The organism is Polaribacter filamentus (genome assembly GCF_002943715.1).
GTDB lineage: Bacteria > Bacteroidota > Bacteroidia > Flavobacteriales > Flavobacteriaceae > Polaribacter > Polaribacter filamentus.
Map to the genome: position 1 here is coordinate 843,261 of NZ_MQUA01000013.1, position 23,250 is coordinate 866,510.

Annotated in this window: 20 protein-coding genes and 2 pseudogenes; 3 read left to right on the forward strand and 19 right to left on the reverse strand. The window is 30.7% G+C overall.

All coding sequences use genetic code 11. From position 1 onward, the window contains the following. Positions 1–3 precede the first annotated feature (3 nt). From BST83_RS05975 to BST83_RS20550, 7 genes and pseudogenes are all read right to left on the reverse strand, one after another. Positions 4–5,124 (reverse strand): PAS domain S-box protein, encoded by a 5,121-nt coding sequence (locus BST83_RS05975; RefSeq protein ID WP_104808997.1) that lies wholly within the window; start codon positions 5,122–5,124, stop codon positions 4–6. 1,505 nt (positions 5,125–6,629) lie between these two features. Further along, on the reverse strand, positions 6,630–7,013 hold the full coding sequence (locus BST83_RS20540) for a DDE-type integrase/transposase/recombinase (RefSeq protein WP_367889189.1): 384 nt from the start codon (positions 7,011–7,013) through the stop codon (positions 6,630–6,632). A 9-nt stretch (positions 7,014–7,022) separates the two neighbouring features. Beyond that, the gene (locus tag BST83_RS20545) at positions 7,023–7,283 is read right to left on the reverse strand and encodes an IS3 family transposase (protein ID WP_240614672.1); all 261 of its coding nucleotides are present in this window, start codon (positions 7,281–7,283) and stop codon (positions 7,023–7,025) included. A gap of 430 nt (positions 7,284–7,713) precedes the next feature. Continuing rightward, positions 7,714–7,905 (reverse strand): annotated as a pseudogene (locus BST83_RS05985) (type 1 glutamine amidotransferase domain-containing protein); the annotation flags it as partial. 360 nt (positions 7,906–8,265) lie between these two features. Next, positions 8,266–9,717 carry a serine hydrolase domain-containing protein gene (locus BST83_RS05990; RefSeq protein WP_104808998.1) on the reverse strand — a complete coding sequence of 484 codons (1,452 nt, stop codon included), beginning with the start codon at positions 9,715–9,717 and terminating at the stop codon, positions 8,266–8,268. Between the two features lie 167 nt (positions 9,718–9,884). After that, positions 9,885–10,613: a DUF6090 family protein gene (locus BST83_RS05995; protein WP_146092117.1), complete on the reverse strand. Its 729-nt coding sequence runs from the start codon at positions 10,611–10,613 to the stop codon at positions 9,885–9,887. A gap of 209 nt (positions 10,614–10,822) precedes the next feature. Then, positions 10,823–10,971: pseudogene (locus tag BST83_RS20550) on the reverse strand (DUF6090 family protein); the annotation flags it as partial. A gap of 899 nt (positions 10,972–11,870) precedes the next feature. Here BST83_RS20550 and BST83_RS21400 point away from each other — a divergent pair. Together BST83_RS21400 and BST83_RS06005 are read left to right on the forward strand one after the other, a co-directional pair. Then, positions 11,871–11,993: a hypothetical protein gene (locus tag BST83_RS21400; protein ID WP_367889147.1), complete on the forward strand. Its 123-nt coding sequence runs from the start codon at positions 11,871–11,873 to the stop codon at positions 11,991–11,993. Positions 11,994–12,070: 77 nt separating this feature from the next. Then, the gene (locus tag BST83_RS06005) at positions 12,071–12,532 is read left to right on the forward strand and encodes a hypothetical protein (protein ID WP_104809001.1); all 462 of its coding nucleotides are present in this window, start codon (positions 12,071–12,073) and stop codon (positions 12,530–12,532) included. A 6-nt stretch (positions 12,533–12,538) separates the two neighbouring features. Here the strand turns inward: BST83_RS06005 and BST83_RS21405 are convergent, their stop codons facing one another. The 5 genes from BST83_RS21405 to BST83_RS06030 form a co-directional block, all read right to left on the reverse strand. Then, entirely contained in the window at positions 12,539–12,871 is a 333-nt protein-coding gene (locus BST83_RS21405) for a hypothetical protein (RefSeq protein ID WP_104809002.1), read from the reverse strand. A gap of 224 nt (positions 12,872–13,095) precedes the next feature. Beyond that, a complete protein-coding gene (locus BST83_RS06015; RefSeq protein WP_104809003.1) occupies positions 13,096–13,275 on the reverse strand; it encodes a hypothetical protein in 180 nt (59 codons plus the stop codon). Between the two features lie 313 nt (positions 13,276–13,588). Continuing rightward, a complete protein-coding gene (locus BST83_RS06020) occupies positions 13,589–14,008 on the reverse strand; it encodes a DUF1330 domain-containing protein (protein ID WP_104809004.1) in 420 nt (139 codons plus the stop codon). Between the two features lie 516 nt (positions 14,009–14,524). Then, on the reverse strand, positions 14,525–15,532 hold the full coding sequence (locus BST83_RS06025) for an alpha/beta hydrolase family protein (RefSeq protein WP_104809005.1): 1,008 nt from the start codon (positions 15,530–15,532) through the stop codon (positions 14,525–14,527). A gap of 172 nt (positions 15,533–15,704) precedes the next feature. After that, on the reverse strand, positions 15,705–16,412 hold the full coding sequence (locus BST83_RS06030) for a hypothetical protein (RefSeq protein WP_104809006.1): 708 nt from the start codon (positions 16,410–16,412) through the stop codon (positions 15,705–15,707). A gap of 336 nt (positions 16,413–16,748) precedes the next feature. On the opposite strand from BST83_RS06030, the gene BST83_RS06035 reads away from it, so the two are divergent. After that, positions 16,749–17,654, forward strand: coding sequence for an IS110 family RNA-guided transposase (locus tag BST83_RS06035; RefSeq protein ID WP_240614809.1), 906 nt, complete (start codon positions 16,749–16,751; stop codon positions 17,652–17,654). 53 nt (positions 17,655–17,707) lie between these two features. On the opposite strand, the gene BST83_RS06040 is transcribed toward BST83_RS06035, so the two are convergent. The 7 genes from BST83_RS06040 to BST83_RS19820 form a co-directional block, all read right to left on the reverse strand. Further along, positions 17,708–18,562 (reverse strand): CPBP family intramembrane glutamic endopeptidase, encoded by an 855-nt coding sequence (locus tag BST83_RS06040; protein ID WP_104809007.1) that lies wholly within the window; start codon positions 18,560–18,562, stop codon positions 17,708–17,710. A gap of 818 nt (positions 18,563–19,380) precedes the next feature. Then, positions 19,381–19,917: a superoxide dismutase family protein gene (locus BST83_RS06045; RefSeq protein WP_104809008.1), complete on the reverse strand. Its 537-nt coding sequence runs from the start codon at positions 19,915–19,917 to the stop codon at positions 19,381–19,383. Positions 19,918–20,161: 244 nt separating this feature from the next. Continuing rightward, positions 20,162–20,413: a hypothetical protein gene (locus tag BST83_RS06050; RefSeq protein ID WP_146092118.1), complete on the reverse strand. Its 252-nt coding sequence runs from the start codon at positions 20,411–20,413 to the stop codon at positions 20,162–20,164. Between the two features lie 665 nt (positions 20,414–21,078). After that, positions 21,079–21,405 (reverse strand): TIGR04104 family putative zinc finger protein, encoded by a 327-nt coding sequence (locus tag BST83_RS21410; RefSeq protein WP_104809010.1) that lies wholly within the window; start codon positions 21,403–21,405, stop codon positions 21,079–21,081. Between the two features lie 162 nt (positions 21,406–21,567). After that, on the reverse strand, positions 21,568–22,308 hold the full coding sequence (locus BST83_RS06060) for an SDR family oxidoreductase (RefSeq protein WP_104809011.1): 741 nt from the start codon (positions 22,306–22,308) through the stop codon (positions 21,568–21,570). A 186-nt stretch (positions 22,309–22,494) separates the two neighbouring features. Beyond that, positions 22,495–22,740 (reverse strand): hypothetical protein, encoded by a 246-nt coding sequence (locus BST83_RS06065; RefSeq protein ID WP_104809012.1) that lies wholly within the window; start codon positions 22,738–22,740, stop codon positions 22,495–22,497. A gap of 27 nt (positions 22,741–22,767) precedes the next feature. Further along, the gene (locus BST83_RS19820) at positions 22,768–23,139 is read right to left on the reverse strand and encodes a hypothetical protein (RefSeq protein ID WP_170062716.1); all 372 of its coding nucleotides are present in this window, start codon (positions 23,137–23,139) and stop codon (positions 22,768–22,770) included. Between the last annotated feature and the right edge of the window lie 111 nt (positions 23,140–23,250).

Sequence of the window (23,250 nt, forward strand, 5' to 3'; positions counted from 1 at the left end):
ATATTAACTTTTTATAGTGTTTAATTCTACTTCTAACTCTGTGTATGCCTTTTCTAATGCCTTTTCTAGCTTTATAAATTGTGCATACACTACATCTAAATGTTCCTCCTTCTCAGCGTTTTCTTCAATTTGTTTAGAAATCGCTATAATCGCTTTTGGCAACCCCATTAAAATAAGTGTTGGTTTTATCGAATGCATTTTGCGGTGTAAGCCTTTCCAATCGCCAGCAGCTATAGACTTATTAGCCTGTTCAATAATTACGGGTATTTCTTTCAAAATCATCTGTAACATCTCCGTGATATATACTGGCTTGTTGTTTAAATGGTCTTTTAAATACTTTAAGTTGCAAATTTTTGTTGCTTCTTGTTGATACTCAATTATTTTATCGTTTTTTCTTGTTACCAAACGAGTGATCTTTTCTAGTAATTCTGTTTCATTTATTGGTTTAGATACATAATCATCCATACCTACCTCTTTGCATCTATCTATATCTCTTTTTGATACATCAGCTGAAAGAGCAATGATTGGAGTTCTAGATTTTTGGCCCCGCATTTTGTTACGGATATGTATGCATGTTTCCCATCCATTCATTTTAGGCATTTGTAAATCCATTAGGATGATATCGTAATCATTTTTTTCTAATAGTGCTATGGCAATTTCCCCGTTATCTGCGATATCAGATTTAAATCCTAGATGTTCTATAATGGTTTTTGCTAAAAATTGATTTATAAGCATATCGTCAACGATCAATATTTTTATATTTTTTAAGGGTTCTAATTTTTCATCATTAGAAACAATCTTTTTAGTTTTATTTTCTATTGTATAAGTTTTTAATAATGGAATGGTAATAGTAAATGTGCTGCCATTACCCAAGCTACTTTTTACCAAAATAGTTCCCTGCATCAAATCTATTAATTGTTTAACTATATTTAGCCCTAACCCCGAGCCCCCATATTCTCGAGTAGTATACTCGTTGCTTTGGCTATATTGGTTGAAGATTTTATCTATTTTATCTTTCGGGATACCAATACCCGAATCAGACACAATAATTTCAATGAATACTCTTTCTTTATCTTGTTTTAATAAATTTAACTTTACACCAATAAAACCTCCAGATGGGGTAAACTTTATTGCATTGCCGATAAGGTTAAATAATATCTGATTGATGCGAACGGGATCACCAAGTAACCATTTTGGAAGGCACTTATCATAGTCCGTTTTTAATGTTTGTTCTTTTTCTTCCAATTGTAATTTAAAATTATTAAGAACGGTATTGATTAAATCAGGTACTTTTAATTCGGTTTTCTCAAGTGTCATTTTACCCGCTTCTATTTTGGATAAATCTAAAATATCATTGATCACGACTAATAAGGTGTCACCAGAAGTTTTAATGGCGGTCAACTGATCCTTTTGGTTCTCATCAGCAGCGTTACGGAGTAATATTTTAGTAAAGCCTATGATAATACCAAGAGGTGTGCGTATCTCGTGACTCATATTTGCTAAAAACTGATCTTTGAAACCCGCCAGTTCTTCTGCTTTTTCATTGGCTTTTACTAGTTTCTTATTAATTTTTTCTATCTCTGTAAGATCCCTACTTACATTACCCAAACCAATCGCTTCTCCGGTAATATTATCTCTGATTACGAAAGCAGACATGTGTACGCGGGTCTTCTTCTTATTTTTAATATTTACTATGTGCGTTTCACCTTCCCATCGTCCTTCCTTTTTCATACTACCCTTTTCTTCTAAAATACCGTCTTTTATAAATTTAATTTCTTTCGAATCAAAAAAGTCATCGATCTTTAAGTTTGAAAGCATTTTGTTATCATCAATACCTAAATGTTCTCTTGCAGCTTTGTTCATAAATGTTGGGTTTCCATTCATATCTCCAAAAGCGATAAAATCTTCACTGGTTTCAATTAAAGTAAACAATTGTTGTTTTTCTTTCTCTGTGTTTATTCGTTCGGTAATATTTCGAAAACTCATTACAAGACCACTATGAACTCCGTTAATAAACTTTGGGTTCGAATACCTTTCAATTACACGGCCGTCTTTTAATTCAATAATATCAGTGTTAGTCGTTTCGGGATTTGCATATAATTCGGTTAATTTTGCAATAAATACTTCTGGATGTACCAACTTATTTACAATGAGATCAAGTCTTCCTAAACCTTTTTGGTTATTATTTAAAACCGTTGCAGGTAAGTCCCATAATTCTCGAAATTTCTCATTATAGCTGATAACATTTCCTAAAAGGTCAACCACTAAAATACCATCAGCAGTTGCTGCTAAGATTGCTTCAATATTCGAGAAAGACTCTTCTAATGATTTTTCAATATTTTGTCGTTCGGTAATATCCCTACTTACATTACCCAAACCAATCGCTTTTCCGGTAATATTATCTCTGATTACGAAAGCAGACATGTGTACTGGGATCTTCTCCTTAGTTTTAATATTTACTATGTGCGTTTCACCTTCCCATCTTCCTTCTTTCTTTAGATACTCTGAAATATCCTCTGTTATAAATTTAATTTCTTTAGAATCAAAAAAGTCATGGACCTTTAAGTTAGAAGGCATTTTTTCATCATCAATGCCTAGATGTTTTCTTGCGGCTTTGTTCATATATGTTGGGTTTCCATTCACATCTCCAAAAGCTATAATATCTTGACTGGTTTCAATTAAAGCAAACAATTGTTGTTTTTCTTTCTCTGCGTTTATTCGTTCGGTAATATTTCGAAAACTCCATACACGCCCTCTATTAACCCCATTCATAACGTTTGGTTGCGAATACCTTTCAAATACACGGCCGTCTTTTAATTCAATAATATCAGAGCTTATCGCTTCTGGATTCTCATATAGTTCTTTTACTTTGGCTAGCATTTTTTGTGGGTTTGCCAACTGATGTACAATGTAGTCAAGTCCTGTGTTCTCATCCAATGAAAGCATTACCTCTTCTGGAATACTCCATAGTTCTAAAAATTTTTTATTGTAGCGTTCTATATTGCCAACTTCATCAACTACTAAAATACCGTCAGCAGTCGATTCTAAGATTGCTTCAATATTAGAGAAAGACTTTTGTAATGATTTTTCAACCTTTTTACGTTCGGTAATATCAATCATTACACCTTCAATAATATCTTCACCCAATAATGGGTCTTTGTGCAAATAACAGTTCTCTAGTAAATAAACTATGGAGCCGTTTTTGTGCTTCAGAATTTTTTCCCGGTTAATCAGTTTTTTCTTTTTCTTTATATCTTTTAAAAAGACTTCTCGTTCTTCCTTGGAAAAATAAAAGGTATTTGCATTTTGTTTCAGAAGTTTTTCTGAAGTTTTATACCCAACGATGTTGGCAAAAGTAGTATTCGCTCTCAAAATTTTACCGTCAATTGTTGTTTGGTAGGTGCCAGCAAGATTTCGTTCAAATAATTTACGGTATTTTGTTTCACTCTTAATTAATTTGTTGGTTGATGTATTTTTTTCAATTGCAATTCTCATGTAATTAGACACTCGTTTTAATAATTCGATGTCTAATGGATTAGGTATTGTAATTGCAGTGTAGTAAATTGCAAAAGTTCCCAATACGATATCTTCTTTTTTTGAAATAATAGGGAGTGACCAACACGCTTTTAATCCATGGGATAATGCTAGTTTTTTATAATTTTCCCAAAGCGGATCCGTAGCAATATCTGAAACAAAAACTGCCTTTTTTTTATAAGCTGCAGTTCCGCATGACCCTGTATTTTCTCCTATAGCAACTCCGTCTATAGCAAGGTTATAGTCTTTTGGTAAATTGGGTGCAGCACCATGTCTTAAATGAATTCCATCTAAATCCATCAAAAGAATGGAGCAGATTGAATTATCGATCTGTTTTTCAATAGCAAATGCAATGGCTTTAAGTATGCTTTTTAGAGGTACATTGGCGGCAATTTTCTCCATGATCTCTTTTTCATCAGTCATTAATTGTTCCGCTTTTTTTCTTTTGGTAATATTCTTTGCAGCTCCAATCATTCTTATAGCTCTGCCCTTGTTATTACGTACAATATATCCATTGTCACTTATATGCATGAATTTACCGTCAATACCTGGTGTGCGATACTCTAATGAAAAGTTATTTACATCAAGAGATGCTATTAATATTTTTAATTCCTTTCCGATTCTTTTTTGATCATCTGGATGAATGTATGCACCTGCATGATAAGTTTCTTCCACTAGCCTTTTAGAATCCATGCCAAATACTTGATTAAAACCGGTCTTGTTCCTATAAATTTTTCCGTCTAAGATATTCCAATCCCAAACAGCATGATTGTTGGCAAGAGCGACCATTTCAAATCGTTCATTTGATTGGTTTAATGCATCTTGATTCTTTTTTAATACCGTAATATCGCGAATGATACCTCTATGACCAATAATTTGATTTTTAGAATTGTATATGGGTTCTCCTATATCTTGTATCCAACGCTTTTCATTTTTTAAATTTTTGATCTCAAATTCCATATCATAAGACTCTCCATTCTTAGCAAGGTTTATAACTGCTTTATTGTGTTTTGTTCTTGAGTCTTTGTTAAAGCAATTAAGCATGATATCATATGATGGAATTTCTTCTTGGTTAATTCCAAAAATATCGAGAACCGCCTTAGACCAAGTTCTTGTATTTGATTGCTTATCATAGGTCCAGTAGCCTATTTTACTTATTCTACCGGCTTCTTTTTGGAAGTAATTATCTTTTTCTGCTACTTTTTGGATCCTATTTTTTGTTAATTGTTGTTTGTTTATAATTCTTTTAACAACTGTAATCAACTCTTTTTTATCAAAAGGCTTTTCCAGATAATTTTCTGCCCCAGCATTCATTCCATTTCTAACATCTTCTTTTTTATTTTTTTTAGAAAGAAAAATTAAAGGAATATTTGTTGTTGTTTCTTTATTAAGTTTTTTAAGCATCTCTAACCCTGTAAGTTCGGGTAAAACAACTTCTGAAATAATAAGGTCTGGATTCTCTTTCAATGCCTTTTTAAAACCAACACTTCCATTTTCAGCCTGAAAAACTTGATACCCTTCAAGTAAGAGAGTATTGTAAACATCTTCTCTCTCCTCCAGTGTGTTATCTACAATTAATATTTTAGTCATAATAGTCTGTTTTTTTTCAAAATTGTGGTTTAAACAATTATTTACCACCTATAAAACGTACTGTTTTTTTTATTGATCGGTAAATTCCATCTAAATAAAGTACATCCTCTTTTTTAAAAATTACTAGAGATACAATTACATCTGTATACTGATTAAATATATTTATTATAAAAACCAAAACGGCTTTCTTTTCGCTGAAACAACAATTTCTATAGACAAACGGTATACACAATTTCTTTTTTTGAATTAAAAAAATAATTGTTCAGAATACGTTTATATTTTAAATTGAGCTTTAATTTTTATCTATATAAAATTTCAACTATTTTATTCAAAAATACTAGACAGTATATGCTTAAATGTTATATTATTTTATAAATAGGTTACATGATTATTGTAAACTAAATCTTATTTTCAACTCAAACCAGTTGCTGGTCTATTTTAGGTCTCCATGCAAATTAGAATAAGATTAGTTAAATGGTTTTGATAAAAAACTATTTACATTATGATCAAATTTTATTGGGTTTATTGTTGTCATATAAGGTGTTAATTATTACTAATGAACTAAAAATATACTTCAAAGTAAATACTTTTGGTTAATATATGTAGGCTAATAATATGTAATAGACCTTTAATGGTAATCCCCCTGACACCTAATTTCAGGTTTTTAAATATTGTTTTCATATTAATTTGTTGTTCGTTATTTTGATTGATGTGGCAAATATATTTTGACTTAAACATATTAATACACCGTCCTATAATGTCAGACAAAAAAGTGTCTTCATTTATAGGAAAGCTACTTTGAATACACTTAAAAATTTATTAATCAATTAGTTATTATAACTTGAAGGTTTGTAAAGTTTTTTAAATTCTGCCGGAGTCATTTGCATGTTTTTTTTGAGTAAATCAACTTCAAGAGCTATATGATAAAGATGTTACCTCTTGGAACACTAGGTTGGTTCCTTTCTTTAAAAAGAATGCCAATTTATTGACTTTTTTAAGCTGTGCGAATGAACAAACAGACAATGAATAGAGTATTAATAAAAGAAAAAAAATCGAATAAAGTACTGGTTTTTAAGCACGGCCAAAGTAGCTGTAAAAGAATAATTTCTATAGTTAAGCCCTAAAATAAATCACAGATAGAAGTCAACTAGAGTTTTTAAGATAAGCTTAAACTAAGAAATTAATCTTTTGAGTTATACGCTTAAGCAATTTTATAAAGTACTTATTATTAGGTGTTAATTTTTATTAGTTGTTGTTTCAAGGTGAATCTCTGTAATAGTTTAGGTTTTAAAAACAAAACAATACCTCAATCAGCTGATTATCAGTAAAAAAACTAAGTATATAACTCAATTAATTTTATAGGGTGTAAATCTTATGGCTGGATATGCAAACAAAAATTACAGAAAGAGTTAAGCTACATTTTTATATTTCTTTTTTTGATTGTTAAATTCCTCTATATTCATATAATTAAGTGCCGAGTGCCTTCTTTTTTTGTTGAACCAAATTTAGATGTATTCAAAGATTTCAAGTTTCATTTGTTCTTTAGAGATGAGTTTATTTCCATAGACCAATTCTGTTTTCATGGATTTAAAAAAGCTTTCTGCTACTTCGTTGTTCCAGTAATTCCCTTCTCTACTCATACTTCTTTTAACGCGATATGATTCAATAGTGTTAGCAAATTTTTTACTAGCATATTGAACCTCTCTGTCCGAATGAAAAATTAAACCTTTTTGAACAGCTCTATTTTTAATAGCCATTCTCCAAGCAGCCAAACTTGTTTCTTCAGTGCTCATACCATGGATTAAAGGCCATCCAATCATCTTTCTATCATATAAATCAATGATGGAGGTGAGATATAAAAATCCTGTTTTAGTTTGAATATAAGTGATATCAGAAACCTAAACTTTTGATGGACTAGCAACAGTGAACTCTCTGTTTAAAATATTTTCTACAACTAAATAATTGTGTTTCGAATTGGTTGTAACTTTAAATTTCTTACAAAGTTTACTTCTTAATCCAAGTTCTCTCATATATTTTGCGACTGTAATTCTAGATATTTGATACCCTAAAGAAGTCAATTCTATTGTAATTCTAGGACTTCCATAACGCTGCTTTGATGAAAAATAAATGAATGTTATTTTTTCTTTTATAAGATTCATTTTAAGCACTCTATTTGAGATAGGTTTAGCTTTTCATTTGTAATAACTACTGGAACTTACTTCTAAAAATTTACACATCTTTTCAATCGGAAATACTTGCAGATGATTTTTAATAAAAATGTATTTCATCGATCACTCTTGGAAAAAATACCTATTGCTTTTTTTACAACTGATGAATCTTTTCTTGTTCTGGAGATAATTTTAGATTTCCTTTTCCAGTAAAACTTTCTTCTCCAAATTCTTCTTGTTCTTTACGTCACTTATATAGCAGAGTAACTCTAATTCCTAGTTCTCTAGCCAATTCTGAAATGTTTGACCTTTATTGACTTAATTCAACAGCTTTTCGTTTAAAAACTGAATCATAAATTTTTCTTTGTTGTTTCATAAATTAAAATTAAGGCTTTATTCTTAACTCTAACTGTAAGCTAAATTAGTACATCCATTCGGAAGGTGCAGGATTTTGTCCAGTTATTAATAAACCGTCTTCAACAGCATAAGGATTCCAATCTGCTATTTTAGAGTAAATTCCGCCATTACTTTTTAACATATCTTCTACCAAAAATGGCACTACAGATGTTAATTGTAAAGCTTCTTCTTTTCCGTTTGTAAATCCAGTTATTTTTATGTTCAAATAACTGGTTATTATACTTTTTATATTAAAAGTCATTTAAGTAATGAATTATTGAATCTTACACATGTACTCTTGTGCGTATTGCGCTTATGTCTTCTTTAAGCGGTTATCTATATCTTTCAACTAGTAGAATTTTCATTCTTAGATCTACTGCCATAATGCTGCGTTTTATTAAATTTAAAAATGTTTGATAACTTCAAATTGAAGGCTTTATTTGTTGTGACAGTCGAGTAGGGGTTCATAATATTTTATGAGCATACAATAGCTGGACATTCCATTTTATTGTGAGAGATCATGACAGTTTTGTAGAGGGCATACTCTTAGATATACTAATCTTTAAATCCACTTCCCTTAATCATTTGCAGTTTTATAATCAATAGGGAATGCTTTCAATATTTCCCTTGTTAGGTCCAATATATTGAACCCTTGCTTGCCATAATCAAGACCCCTTCTTACAATTACCAAATTATGTGAAGGAATTACAATAACATATTGTCCCCGATTTCCAGCGGTAAAATAGGCGTCTTTGGGTACGTCATTGCGATCATCTGGAACTAGCCACCATTGTCCTCCATAAAAATTGCCACGCTCTGCGGTAGATGGTGCAGGTGTTCTCACAAAGTCTATCCATTTTTTGGTGAGGATCCTTTCTCCATTCCAAACCCCATTTTGTTCATAAAGCAAACCAAATCGGGCAAGATCTCTGGCGTTAGTATATACCTGACTGCTAAAAATAAAATCGCCAAATCTGTCGGTGCTAGCGAAAGTATTTCTCATTCCAATTTTATCAAATAACGCTTTCCTTGGATATTCAATATAGGTTTTATTGTCACCTAGGGCATTTTTCATCGCCAACAAAGCTAGAATTGTATCATAGTTCTCATAGTCCCAAAAACTGCCTGGTTTTCTGATGAGCCCTCTATTTCTTGCTCCGTTTAATGAGCTTGCTCCTGCCCAATAAGAAAGCCCAGACCCATTTGCATTTTCCATACCGCGACTATCTACCGTATAAAGACCACTAGACATATTTAATAAGTTTCTTAATGTAATATTTGCACGAGGATCATTTTCAGAAGTTGCTTCCTTAGGGAGCCATTCAATTCCCAGTGGTGTATCTAGTTCCATTTTTCCTTGATCTACCAGCATACCTATCAAGGTTGCGGCAATACTCTTGGCTGTAGACCATGTTCGTGTTTTGGTGAACATGTCAATACCTTCTGCATACCTTTCATGAATGATCTCACCTTTGTGAACAACAACCAAACTGAGCGTGACTTGCTCAGGAGATTCCCTTTCAAAGGACCATTTTGAAGCTCCAGTCAATAAATCTGCATCGATATACTTTGGTAGCTTTTGTTTATTTACCAAATCACCTTTAGGCCAAGGTATAGTAGCCGGATCGCCAGGAAGTGCAGGAAGGCTTTGTATAGGAAGATCGTCAATTATCTCAAATGATTGGTCTGGTGCTAGAATGATACAGCCAATTCCTTCTCTGAATACTGCGCGCATCACCGGAGTATTTTCGGTAGAACCGATGGTAACCGTTTTTCTATCCCAATCTATCATATAGTCGCCACCTTGCGCAGTTCCGATAGGTTGCTTTAAATATTTGAGTTCCTCATCATAAATCTGCTCAAGAGTTCTGTTAGAGGTGAAAAGCCCGTTACAGGTGAGAATTGCTTGAACCCCGTATTGAATCATTTCCCTATTAGACTTTAAATAATCATAAGATTCTAACTGCTGCGTGAACCCTAGATAGTTAAAGCATAAAAGTAAAGCGACTAGTAAATGTATTCTTTTCATTGTTTCTAAGTTTTTGGATGAACTATATATAGCTGCTAAGGGTCTTGTTTAAAAAGTAACAGGCTTGTTGATACTTTCGGCTTAGCAGCTACCTTTTAATTATTTAATATATAAACACTCTTTATTACCACTATAATCAGTTGCACATATTCTCATTTTCTCTAATTTCAATTATGATTTTTTATAGTATTATCTATATGTGAAATTAAGTCATTAGCCAGCTTCTCAATTTGTGTATAAAATTGGTGCAAATTACTAGTGTCACTATTTCTTAAATTTGCCCCTTTCCAACTAGGATGATTTAATAGTTTCATTATTTCCTTTTTAGGCGTGTTAAAATTTGCTTCAACTTTTGTAATATCTTGGCAAATTTCGATTAATCGAAGTTTATTATTGTCACTATGTGCAATTATTTCTAAAGACTCAACTGTATTATTAAGACTTTCTTCTTCTTCATTAATCTTATCTATTATATAATAATATTCGTTTAATTTTGCTTCTATTTTAGTACCGTTTAACTTTCCAATATATCCTGAATTTTTTAGTGTTTCAAAGCCGCTTTTATGGGGTTTAAAAAATTCATCTTTGAATACATTATAATCCGAATTATTAATCATAATTAAATCATTAATATAGATCTCATCCTTTCGTGCTAATCTTAAGTAATTTCGAGAATATGCAGAAGATGAATCTCTGAATACGCTAATCTCTTTTATACCTATAAGATCAGCATGCAAATTGTTTTTTATATTTTTCAGGTAATTTTGAAGTTCCTTCGTTTCTTGCTTATTAGTATTCCAATTATTTATACTCAAAGCAATCAAAATTCCAATAACAACAAGTAAAATTTCACCAATTACATACTTAAAGTAATTGCCTGTTTTGTTTTTTTCCATAAGGTTGTATCGTATTTTCATATTTTCTGTTTGGTTTGTTTGCTATGTTTGCTAACTTTTTTGTGGGCTTGTACCTGAATGTTATTTAATACAAAACTCAATCCAGCTGCAGTAGTGTTTAGTAACTTTAGTGTTGAGTCTATAGTAATTCTATTTTGTAAGAACTCGTCTTGTAGTGTCTTCAATATCTTAGTTTAGTTAACACCTTCTTTCCTGTTTTCATTCCAATTATTAATACTCAATGCAATTAATATCCCAATAACCACAAGTACAATTTCACCAAAGGCATATTTAAAGTACTTTCCTGTTTTATTTTTTTCATTAGGTCGTATCGTATTTTTCTAAATAATTTTATCAATGGTTAGTGGTTTGTCATAATGAAGCACAATTAGTCATACTAGTTTATAAAACAACCTATAATAAGTCAAAAAGTAGGGATATCAATGCTTTTAAGCTGTAGTACTAATTTATAGTAGTAGCTAATTTGTTAGATTATGGAAATGTAGTCACTTTTTTACAAAGTATTAAAAATATTTTTAAGAACTATTTTCTTATCCTAAAATAAATTAACCTTTTTTTGGTTAAAGTTTCAGTATTAAAATAGGGTAGGGTTAAAAATAGATAGTACTAATTATAGTTTGTTGTATTGGCAATAAAACAAACAATGGAGATTTATTCTACTTTAACAATGTTAGAGAATTACTATATAAATTTAACGGATAAATTGTTTGTTTTTTAACTAAGTTCTTTGTTGGGCATAGTTTTTTATTTGTAATACATTTTAAATTTCTCAAAAGTTTCTTGTCCAGGAATATTTACTGTCATTAGATAAAATCCATCTTCTTTTGATAAAATCTGATAAATATATTTATCTCATTTTATACCAAAATTTGACCTTGTTTCATTGTTACTTTCTATAATGTAACATACTCTATTTTTACATTCAGATTCTGTTCCGCCAAAAAACTTTGATCAATACATTATAAATGAAGTCGAAAAAAATCATTTTGCAGGATGTTTTAGAATGCAATTTGACCATAATCATTGGTAGTTGAGGTTAGCTGGCTGGTTTACACAATTCCGATGGAGAGCTTGTCGCTGTGGCGACCAAAGCCTATTTATTAACAAATATTTATTCGTTGATGTTGGTGGTTAGAACGAAAACTATATTAATTATGAAGAAAATATTTTAATGAACGAACTTTACAAACGTAATGAGTTTACAGTTATTAATAAGAGGTTAAAAACATCAGCACGATGCTACAAAAAAAATGGTGTTTGGCGGTTACCATATCATTTTGGACTATTTATAGTAAAAAGTGGTTTGGTGCTTCAGCAGAAGAATTACAAAAGTATTACAAAACAAATATTCGGTCTTAAGGAATTTTTAACTTTATACACGAAAGGAAATATTTTTTTAGCGTCTAATACATACCTGAAACACAAAATTAAACCTAATGGAACAAAACGCAAATCAATTACAAGAAAAAGAGCCTAATATTTTTAAATGGGCTTTTAAATTTGCAGCATCAGCTGGTATTGCTGGTATTTTATGTTGTGTTGCTCCTGCGGTATTATTTATGTTTGGATTAATGGGTGGAATTTATGCCATTTCGTTTGCTGATTTCTTTTATGCTGAAGATGGTTCGGTTGGATTAGGTTCATGGATTTTAAGAGGTGCTGCAGTGCTAATTGGTGCTTATGGTATTTATCTTTTTAGAAAAAAACAAAACCAATGTTCTATTAACCCAAAACGTAAACGTAAAAATCTTATTCTAGTTGCTATTATTACTGTAATTTTAGGTGTAGCTATTTTTTTGACGCTCGAAAAATGGTCATCTTGGTATTTTGATAAACACATTGTTCCTGCACAGCAGGAAGAATATCAACCAATGGATTTAGAAAAGAGTGCAAACTAATTACATTTAAAACTGTTGTACTTTTGCACTGAAATCTAAAAAACCAATGTCCATAATAAACGTTATTATTCCTGCTTTTAATGAAGCCGATTCTGTTGGGTATGTCATTGGTGATATTCCGAATATAGTCAACGACATAATTGTAGTAAGCAACAATTCATGATGCTGCCGAAGAAAACGCCAAATAAGCTGTTGCTGCTGTTTTAAACGAAGATAAAAAGGGTTTTGGTTATGCCTGTTTAAAAAGACTAATTCAAATTCTGTTTCGTTAATCCAATTATAAGTCAGTTTAGAAAATGTCTTATCAGAAAATGAGTCTGTCCAGTTTCCTTTTTCCATTATTACTTTTGTCGCATCTCCAGCAACTTCGAAATAATAAAATTCTCTTTGGTTTTTAAATTCCTTGAGTTGCTTTTTAGAAATTTCAGATTTTTTTTTTCTGTTATTCTCGTAACTGTTTCTTTTGGCGGTTTTAATCTGTGTCTAATAAATTCGAAATTCCACACAATTCCTTTGGAGTCAATAATAAATTTGTTGTCTAACCTTTTTGAGTTTTTGATTGCTCAATTTTTTCCAAGATATGGATAAAGTTGTTTTTCATATAATGAGTTTATTTTTAGCGTATCATTCTCAATTTTCAAATATTCACACATTACATAAGAAACAGCATCAATTTCTGTCATTGTTTGTGAAAATCCTGTATAAGAAATTCCTATTAATAAAATTATCAGTATTTTTTTCATTTCGTTCAAACTATGCCCAAGGTATCTGCATACGGTTTGTTGCGCGTTTCAAGTAACTAATTTTGAAAAAAATCATCAAATTCTTGGTAATCACCATTAGAAGGTTTTTGCTTAAAATTACAAGAACAGGCTATTGTGATGATCAGCCAGAAGAATATGAGTTTGAGAAAATTCATAAATTGATTAAAGCTTGTGGAAAATTTTATTATTTCGTTTTGTTTAATTATTGGTAGCGTGTTTGTATGATAATCCTTTGGCATAAGGCAATTAAAAAACTTTACCATGATACGTTATAAGCATCGGTATCAATATTTTATTTTTCTACCTCTTGAATGTTAAAATTTGAAGCAGGTAATATCCTTGAGTCTTCTAAAGAAGCTTTTCTGTGTCCTTTAATTTTTTGATGAGCCTCACTCTCAATAACATTCGCAAAGTCGTCCATCGAGTCATACTCGATTAATAATACTGCATCCCATTTTTCATTCTGCGGCCCAATTAAGAAGTTTTGGCTTTCACCATAATATAATATGCTTCCAACTTTCGTTTTTTCAATATTGTTTCGAACTTGTTTTAGATAGTATTGATAGGTTTCTTTTCCTGTTTTATCTTTTTGAATATTCGAAACCTCTATTCCCGTATAGTCTGCAGTAGGTTTAAACTTCAGTGAATTAAGCATTACAATTTTCCCCTGACCTTTGAATTTATCATAGCAATGCTTCCAAGATTCATCCATGGAATAAATATACTTTTGCGTTGTACTTACTTTTGGTGTGTCCTCTAATAGATTTTTAGTGGTAGAATGTACCTCTTTATTTTCAGAGACACAGAGCTATTCAATAGAATCGCAAAAGTTAAAAGTGAACTAATTTTAATTAATTTAAACATGTTATATTTATTTTAATGTTTCCTATTTCTTCTAACTTTTCAGTAAGTTTTTTATCTAATTTTTTGTTTGGCTGCTCAAAGAAACCTACACTTTCGTTTAAGCATTGATCTCATGAACACAACACCAACTTTAAATTAAGTCCAAAACCCTAATAGCATACAACCTTTGTTAGCCATTATTTTTATTGGTTAAAGAAAGCCTATAATTTTCTAATTTAAAAGGTTCACTGTAACGTCTAATTACTTTGTCATTTCTGTACATAATGTTTAAAATTATATAGCCTTTATTCAGGACGGGTCATAATTGTTTACAACGACCTTAATAAAATACGTTTTAATGCCTTTTAACTTTTGTTGGTGGTAGTTATTTTATTAATTCTTCAAAAGCGTATTTTTTGAGTATTTCGTGGCCTCCTTCGAATAATGTTAGTTTGAAATTATTCGTTTCCTTACGAAGTATTACTTCTCTTCCTGAAATTTGTCCAAATTCACCTAGCGGTTTTCTGAATTCAAGGAGTGCTAATTTTTCGGTATCTGAAACATACTTAGTACTATCAGGCACACTGAGATCCCTAAGTAATTTATTATAGAAGTTAATGGAATGGGTAATAGGAATAACACCATTCCCAATCATGCCGTCATATATTCCTGTTGATATTTCTAATGTTGAATAATTCAACTTATCAATAGGTGTTTTCCAGAATATTGGTGATTTCTGCTTCGCAATTTCCTCATTTAAAACGTCACCTTCAGATTGGGTGCAAGCAAGAATTTGAGCAGCATATTCAAGTTTGAGGATTTTAGTTTCTTCATGCCATTGTATCAAATCCACCAAAGGAACCCAGGACGAGAATTTTTTAATTTTATGTTTCGATTTCATAAACATTGCTAAAGTTGCATATCCGCCTCCACTCATTCCAATTACATAAATTCTTGATGTATCTACGTTTGCATTTTCTATAGCAAAATCTATTGACGCATCAATGTCTGATATTACCATTTCACCGCAACAAGCATCTTTCGTATTGTTGGCACCTCTAAAATTTGGATGGATATAGTTGTAGTCCTTTTCAAATGAAAAATCATTTATTGAATCGTACTGAGTGTAAGTGGCACTCCATGTGTGAAGACTAACTATTAAAGGTTGTGGGTCAAGCGATTTAGTTTTGTAAAAATATGCGGATTGCAGCGTTTCATCTATGGGAGATTTAATTTCCACAATATTAAATTCATCACTCCATTTCGGAGCTTCTTTGATTTCAATATTTTGTTCTTCTTTGTTCAGGAAATTCGGTAATATATCAAACTGATTTTCAATAATTACCCCGACACCTAGAGATATTATAATGATTATCAAGGAAGTCTTATTCATAATTTTATTTTATTCGGATTACCGCCAAGGTTTACGTATAATGAAAGTTGCGTGTTTGTTTGCGAGGATTTTCCGAAGGAAAATCAGATGCAAGCAAATACGCAACTAACTTTGGTTTAGCTAAAACTAGCAAATTTTTATATACTTTGTTGGCTGTAGTTTGTATTTCTCCTTAATAAGTTCTTTTTCCCGACCAATTTCCGTTTTCATTAGACTGACTATCGTTCCAAGTGCCAATCATATTATTACCATTAAGAGTTCCATTTACATTAGTTCCAGTGGAAGTAACTCCAGAAATAGAATTATTATTAATTGTACCATCTATTGTAAAATACGCATTATTCGTATTGCTATAAGCAAGAACTGCCATTTTATTTCCTGCTACTATTGCGTTAAAAGTGCCTGCATCTGTACTATTACCAATACCAGCATATGAACCTTCAAATAATTCAGTCAAAATGACTGATGTTTCTTTTACAAGAATAATATTCGCATTAGGATGTCCTGCAATCGTTAAATTAGAGATTTCTGGATTTGTTCCGTTTGATGAAACTGAAAATGTGAAGCTATCATTTCCACTTGTAAAATTAATTACAGTTTGCTGATTTTCTTGAGTAACTTCACTTGTTGTAAAAATATAAGTTGTTCCATCGATTATCATTGTGGCAGACACCTTACCTTCGTTGTTTACATTTATTACAACAATTCCACTTGAACCAATAAACACGCCTTTATAAATTCCAAAATTACTATTGTCAAACTGTATAATTGCTTCAGGCGATTCAGTTAATCCACTACTGTTTGTATTTTCATCATTCGAGCAAGAGAAGATAAATAAACTTAAAAATATTAAAATTCCAAATGATAGTCTTTTTTTCATAAATCCTTTTTATTAGTTATTATTGTAATTTAAAGGCTGAAATTACAGCCAACTGGTTATACGTAAACAAATATATTATTTTTTGGTTAAATATCGCAGATAATAAAATACTTTATTAGCGAACGCCATCTAATCAAACCTGATTATATAAAGTTTATATACGTTGTTTTAAATCCAATAATTATAAATTAAATGAGGATTTTAGCTTTTGTTTTTGCTAAGATTTTTAAAAGTTATTTAAAAATAAGATTTATTTTTAGTTGTTTTCTCTCATTATTAAAAGCGGATCAGTACGTGCCTGTAATCTCTTTATTTTTTTATAACAAGAATACCGCCTTGCAACCAAGCGATTCGAAAGCACCGAAAAAACTAGATTACACCTATTTTAAAAAACTCTTGGATTTTAATAGTCATTGTGTGATGGAAGCTACGGGTTATTATCATTATCAATTAGCGTATTATTTACAGGAGAATAGCGTTGTATTATCCGTAGAAAATCCATTGTCGTTAAAACGTTTTATTCAGATGAAACTATCTAAAATAAAGACAGATAAAAGTGACTCTAAACTTATTTGTGAATACACAAAACAAGCAGATTTAAAGCTTTGGCAAGGAAACTCAAAACATCAATTAGAATGTCTTCAAATGACTAGATTACTCTCTATATATACAAAGCAGAGCACTATGCTTAAGAATAAATTACATGGAGAAGTTGTTTTAGGGCACCCTAGTAAATTAGTTGTTACTTCCTTAAAAAGGAGTTTAAGACAACTCAAAAAAGAAATAGATACTATAGAAGAAAAGCTTTTGTTGTTGGTAAATGAAGTGCACAAAGATGTTTTAACACGTTTGAAAAGCATTCCAGGAATAGGAAAGAAAACATCCTTAATGTTAGTGGTTTTAACTGATGGATTCGATCGCTTTAAAAGTGGCAGTGAGTTATGTAGTTATGCAGGATTAACTCCTATAATTAGGCAAAGTGGATCTAGTGTAAATGGTCGAGCACGAATTAGTAAAATAGGAAATCAAAAGCTGCGAAATTTATTATTTATGTGCCGCTTTAATGCCTATAAATATAATAAAGGGTGTAAGGCAATTTATGATAGAATAGTCGCAAAAGGTAAGCGTAAAAAATTAGCTTTAATTGCAGTTTGTAATAAGCTATTAAAACAGGCATTTGCAATAGCAAAATCAGGATTAATATATGATGACACCTATAGAAGTACTTTAGTGAAAAATTAATGAGATTTTACTTGTTTTTTACCACAGTACTTGCTGGGCGCTGTGTTTTTTATTTACAATTTTTCTTTAATTGCTTTTCTCCAAAAATAGATCCCAAAAACACAAGTCACAATTGCAAACATAATTCCGTTTTCGCCAAGCCAATGTGCTGATCCTTCATTTTTAATTATTAATTCAGGTAATATTTTTTGAATATACACATTGCTTACTGAGTGAAAAATTACTGCTGGCCATAGACTTTTAGATTTAAAAGTGTAGTAAGTCATAATAAATGACATCGACACAATAACAACATAAAATGTAGTCAATTCCAAGATTACATTTTCGCCATAATATACAATTAATGGCCAATGCCAGGACGCCCAAATTATTCCACTAAAAACCGATACACCAGTATAAGAAAGAACCTTTTTTAATTCATAGATAAGGAAACCTCTCCATCCAATTTCTTCTCCTAAAGTCGTTGCTGATGCTCTTATCACTTCAACCGTTCCTAATAATATTACAGCTATAATTATTGAAGATGTTGTATTTAGAGTTCCTATTCCAACTAATCCAAGTTCTTTAGCCCAATCAGAAATCACTTTTTTATTAGCGAAACCTCCAAATCCGAAAATCCAGATTAATATATAAGTTATTAAGCCATATATAGCTGGAATGAAATAAGACAATTGAATATATTTCCAATTTCCCCAATTCCAATTTAGAGAAGAAATAGAGCGTCCTTTTATTTTTAATGTTATTATTGTGGCTATTGCCGGACACCACATTAAACCTCCAATATATATTCGTGAAGGATATAAATTAACTATGGCATAATAGAATAGAGAACTAATAACTGTAACTACTGCTAGGAAAATAAAGATTGTATTCCAAGTTTTTTTTCGTTCCGTTAAACGTTCTTGCATTTGGGTTTTCTGATTGGTTTGTTAATGGAAGACGAAGAGTTAGTAGTTCTGTTACATTCCGCCTAACGGTTTTGTGTATTGAATGTTGTATTTTTGTAAACGAGGAATTTCCAAAGGAAATTCAGTAGTTTGCAAAAATGCAATAACTTTTAGTTTTGCTAAATATAACAATATTTAATACACGGTGTTGTAGCACGTTTTTATTTTGTTTCAGTTATTCTTAAGTATTCCTTCTTTCCAAAAGTCATATAATACAAAGGGTAACAAAATAATATAATTCCAAAAATCCATAAAAAATCTAAATCAGTATTAAATTCAGTTTTAGCAACAACATAGATTAGTAAAATTACTAACATTATAGGCAAAATCAGAGTTCCGTATTTGAATCCAGATAATTCTATTGTCTTTGTTTCATTTTCTTTGATTTCAAATTCAATAGTTCGACTCCCACACTAATCAATTTTTGAGTTTAATTTGTACTTTCCAGTTTTAACTTCGTATTCAGTAGTTTCGCCATTCGCAACAGTTCCAACCTTTTTGTCTTCAAGATAAACTCCAAAATTCCTCATTAAATTAGTCCATTCATAAGCTCTTTTTATAATTATATTTGTCAGTTTTGACGTGTTTATTGGTTTTAGTTCGGATTTTTCCTCAAATGTGCTACAACGAGCACATATATGGAAAGTAGCGCTTGTAAATCACTAAAAATTTATGTGAGTCAACAGTTAGTTAATTTATAATTTTTTAACATAAAATAAATAAAAATAGAAAGCCACTAAAAAATTAGTGGCTTTCTATAACTTATATTTTTAGTAAAATTATTCTACTTCAATTACGCCACAAGCAATTCTTGCACCCGCTGCTCCAGAAGGTTGAGATTTAAAATCATCAACTCCTGCATGCACTATAATTCCTTTACCAACAATATTTTTAGTTTCATCATCCCCATTTATAGCCCAAAAGTCGCTTTCTTTTTCAATGGTTGCAACTCCATTTTCATCTGCTTCTAAATTTCCAATATCTCCACTATGAAAATCTCCTTCTTTCCATTTTCCATGATCGTGACCTGATGGATTCCAGTGTCCTCCAGCAGATGTTCCATCATCAGATGAACAATCTCCATTTTCGTGAATATGAATAGCGTTTGTTCCTCCAGGAGTTAATCCTTTTATGGTTGCTTTCATCATTACTTTACCATTTATTTCTGTAAAAGTTAAGGTTCCAGAAACAGTACTATCGCTTTTTGCAGATAAATTAGCAATTGCTTTTTTTTCTGCATTTTCTGCACAAGAGAATAATGCCAGACAGCAAATTAAGATTCCTGTTTTAAAATTATTCAGTTTTAAATTCTTCATATTTAATATCTATTTTTAATTAATAATTATTTTCTGTTTGGGTACCAATTCTATTGAATTTCCTCAATATCAGTGTTTTTTTGTTTACAATCTTTTTAAACTTTTCAATATCACTTAAACCTTCAGTTTCTCTATAACTATAAAGATATACTTTTTTCTGTTTAAAAGCTCAAACTCCGTCAGCAATTTATATAGTCATTGTGTAAGGTACATTCATACACACAAAAACTTTATCAATATTTTTTTAAGTACGCATTTCTGGAATATCTTCTGTATCTCCAGAAAAATTAATTTGCTCTTTATCTATCGTTAAAACACAACTATTTCCGCTTCCTTTGGTGCTAAATTTTAAAGCTTCTTCTTTTAAATTATAGATTTGTATTGCTTCAACTTTAAAATTGCAAAAACTTTTTTCTTCATCATTAGTGCTTACAACTATTTCTTTTACCTTTAATTCACTTAGTTGTTTTACCACCTTTGTTTTGATAATTATCAATTGTTTTAATATTATAAACTGAATTCGTAGAATCAGCAAGTTGATTACCATCTTCTGAACAACTGTAAATTACTGAAGAGAAGAAAACTATTGTTAAGATAGTTCTAACGATGAAATTAATTTTTTTCATTTTAATTTAATTTTAATATTTCACGCATTAAATTTTTTAGGAGTACTGAACACTTGCAATTTTGACTTCTTTATCAAAAAAACTCCGTTTATAGTCAATTATATTTTTTTAATCTTTTATTTTTTTCTTCCAGGCAGAGTTAATTCTCGGATATGATTAGACTTCAGTTTTAATTGCTTACAACTAGGTATATAGTTTCTCAAACAACCTTTAATACTTCAAAAAGAGGGGATAACAGAACTTTTTAGTTGCAGTATTCATTTATAGTAGTAGCTATTTTTATATAATTTTAAATATAGTCATTTTTTTACAAAGTATCAACAGGTTTTTTAAGAACTATTTGTTTTTTCGTATGATACATTAACCTTCTTTTGGTTAAAAGTTTCAGTATTAAAATAGGCTAGGGGTAAAAAATTATTGCTTGTTATATTGGTAATAAATCGACTAAAGAAGATGTATGCTATTTCAACAATGACAGAAAAACTATTATCCAAATTTCACGTAGAAATTGTTTTTTTTAAAACTCAGTTCTTTGTTAGATGTCGTTTTTAGTTTCGTTTTCAATTAATTTAAATTTGAATAATCTAGTTGTAATAAGAGAAACGACGAACCCTGCGAATATGTAAATTACAGTATACATAATTACGGCAATTAAAATATTATTTGGTTGATAGTTAAAGCTTATTAAAGTGTAAATGATAACTGGGACGAATATTACCGCACCCAATAGTAATTTATTCATAATCTTATGGTCATGTTCAGTTCCGCAATTCGAACATTTTACAGTCCATTTTCCTTTCCAATAACTTTTATATACATTCCAAAATTCAAAATTTTTATTACATTTTTTGCAATTATCCATCCTAATTTTTATTACATTTAAAGTTATTGTGTTAAGGAAAGTTACGAAATTTTAAAAACTAATTTTCGGATTATGACTGACCTTTATTCTTTTTATTTATCTTTTGTTTTAGCACTTAATCCGCTATTTTTTATATATAATATTCGCTGCTGGCTTTATTAGTTAAGCAAATCCGCCATTTGCTCCGATATTTTGACCTGTTATCCATTTTGAATCATCATCTACAAGAAATAAGATGATTTTTGCAATGTCTTCAGGTTCGCCAATTCGATTAAAAGCAGACATTGAAGCCAAACGGTTGATAACCTCCTCATTTTTCCCTTGTTTGAAAAGTTCCGTATTAACTGGACCTGGTGATATAGAATTTACTGTAATTCCTTTAGTTCCTACTTCTTTCGCAAACACTCTAGTTAGCTGTTCAACTGCAGCTTTAGTTGCGGAATATGTTCCATAAGTCGGTAACATTAGTCGTGTTACAGAACTCGAAAAATTTATTATCCTTCCATTATCTGCTAAAAGTGTAGATGCCTCTCTCATTGTGTTGAACACTCCTTTTACATTGATATCAAAAATTCTATCAAAATCTTCGTCCGTTGTGTCTTTGATCAATTTATAAATTGCAATTCCAGCATTGTTTATCAATACATCAATTTTTTCAAACTTTTCAATGGTTTTTTGAAATAATTTTTTTACGTCTTCCGATTTGCTAACGTCAGCTTTGATAGCAATAGCTTGGCCACCACTTTGTAAAATTTCATTTACTACACTTTTGGCTGTTTCTTCACTACCTGAATAATTAACCACCACTTTTGCACCATTTTTAGCAAGAGTTTTGGCAACGGTCAATCCAATACCTCTTGAAGAACCTGTTATGATTATTACTTTTCCTTTTAATTTTTCCATTTATTATCTTTTGTGTTTATTAGTTTCTATCAGCTTGCAGCTAACGTGTTTATATCTGATTTGTTGCGTGTTTTAAGCACTAAAGTTAGCAAATACAGAACCAACTAGGAAAATCCGCTAAGATTTTCGTAAGTAAGCCATTACTAGCAATAAATTATATACGTCTTAAGTTAGCCTTTCGTTATTTTATTCAATTTCTAAATTTATCAACTTGATAAGATCTTCAGCTTTTCCCTTTAATTTGCGATAAGAATAATTTTGAGCATTAGTGAGGCCTCTCTTTAATTTTATCGCAGTTTCTAGTTCAAAACCGTTCGCTAATTTTTGATCAACTATATTTGTTGACATCGAAATTTGATTATCTTTCTTTAATACATTAAAGAGATCTTTAGTTAAGTAGTTATGCTGATATACTTGAACACTCTTTTCCATACTATTTTCATTTGTAACGTTATCTGTTTAATAAGAAAATAATTGATCTTTCAATGTTTTAGATATTATCAAACGACTGCTGTTAAACGTTTCTAACTGTCGAATCGTTGTTTTTTGAGCAATGTAATAAGTTTCACTTGTCAAACGACCTAACCAATCAGGAAAGAGATCCGTCTCTTTCTTTGACAATCTTTCTTTCTTTCTTTCTTTCTTTCTTTCTTTCTTTGACACTATGAAAATGGAATCAGCGCCCCGTATCCTCCATTCATTCGCAAATATCATGTCATCGAGGGTATTAATATCTACTTCGAGATCTCTTTTAAAGTCCACTAAATACGTTCTTGCTATTTTAACATTAGTGTACTCTTGGTTTTTATCATTTATCCAAAGTGCAATCAAAATTCCAATTACAACAAGTATAATCTCACCAATTGCATACTTGAGGTACTTGCCTGTTTTATATTCTCCATAAGGTCGTATCGTTTTTTTCTAAAGAATTTTATCATTTTT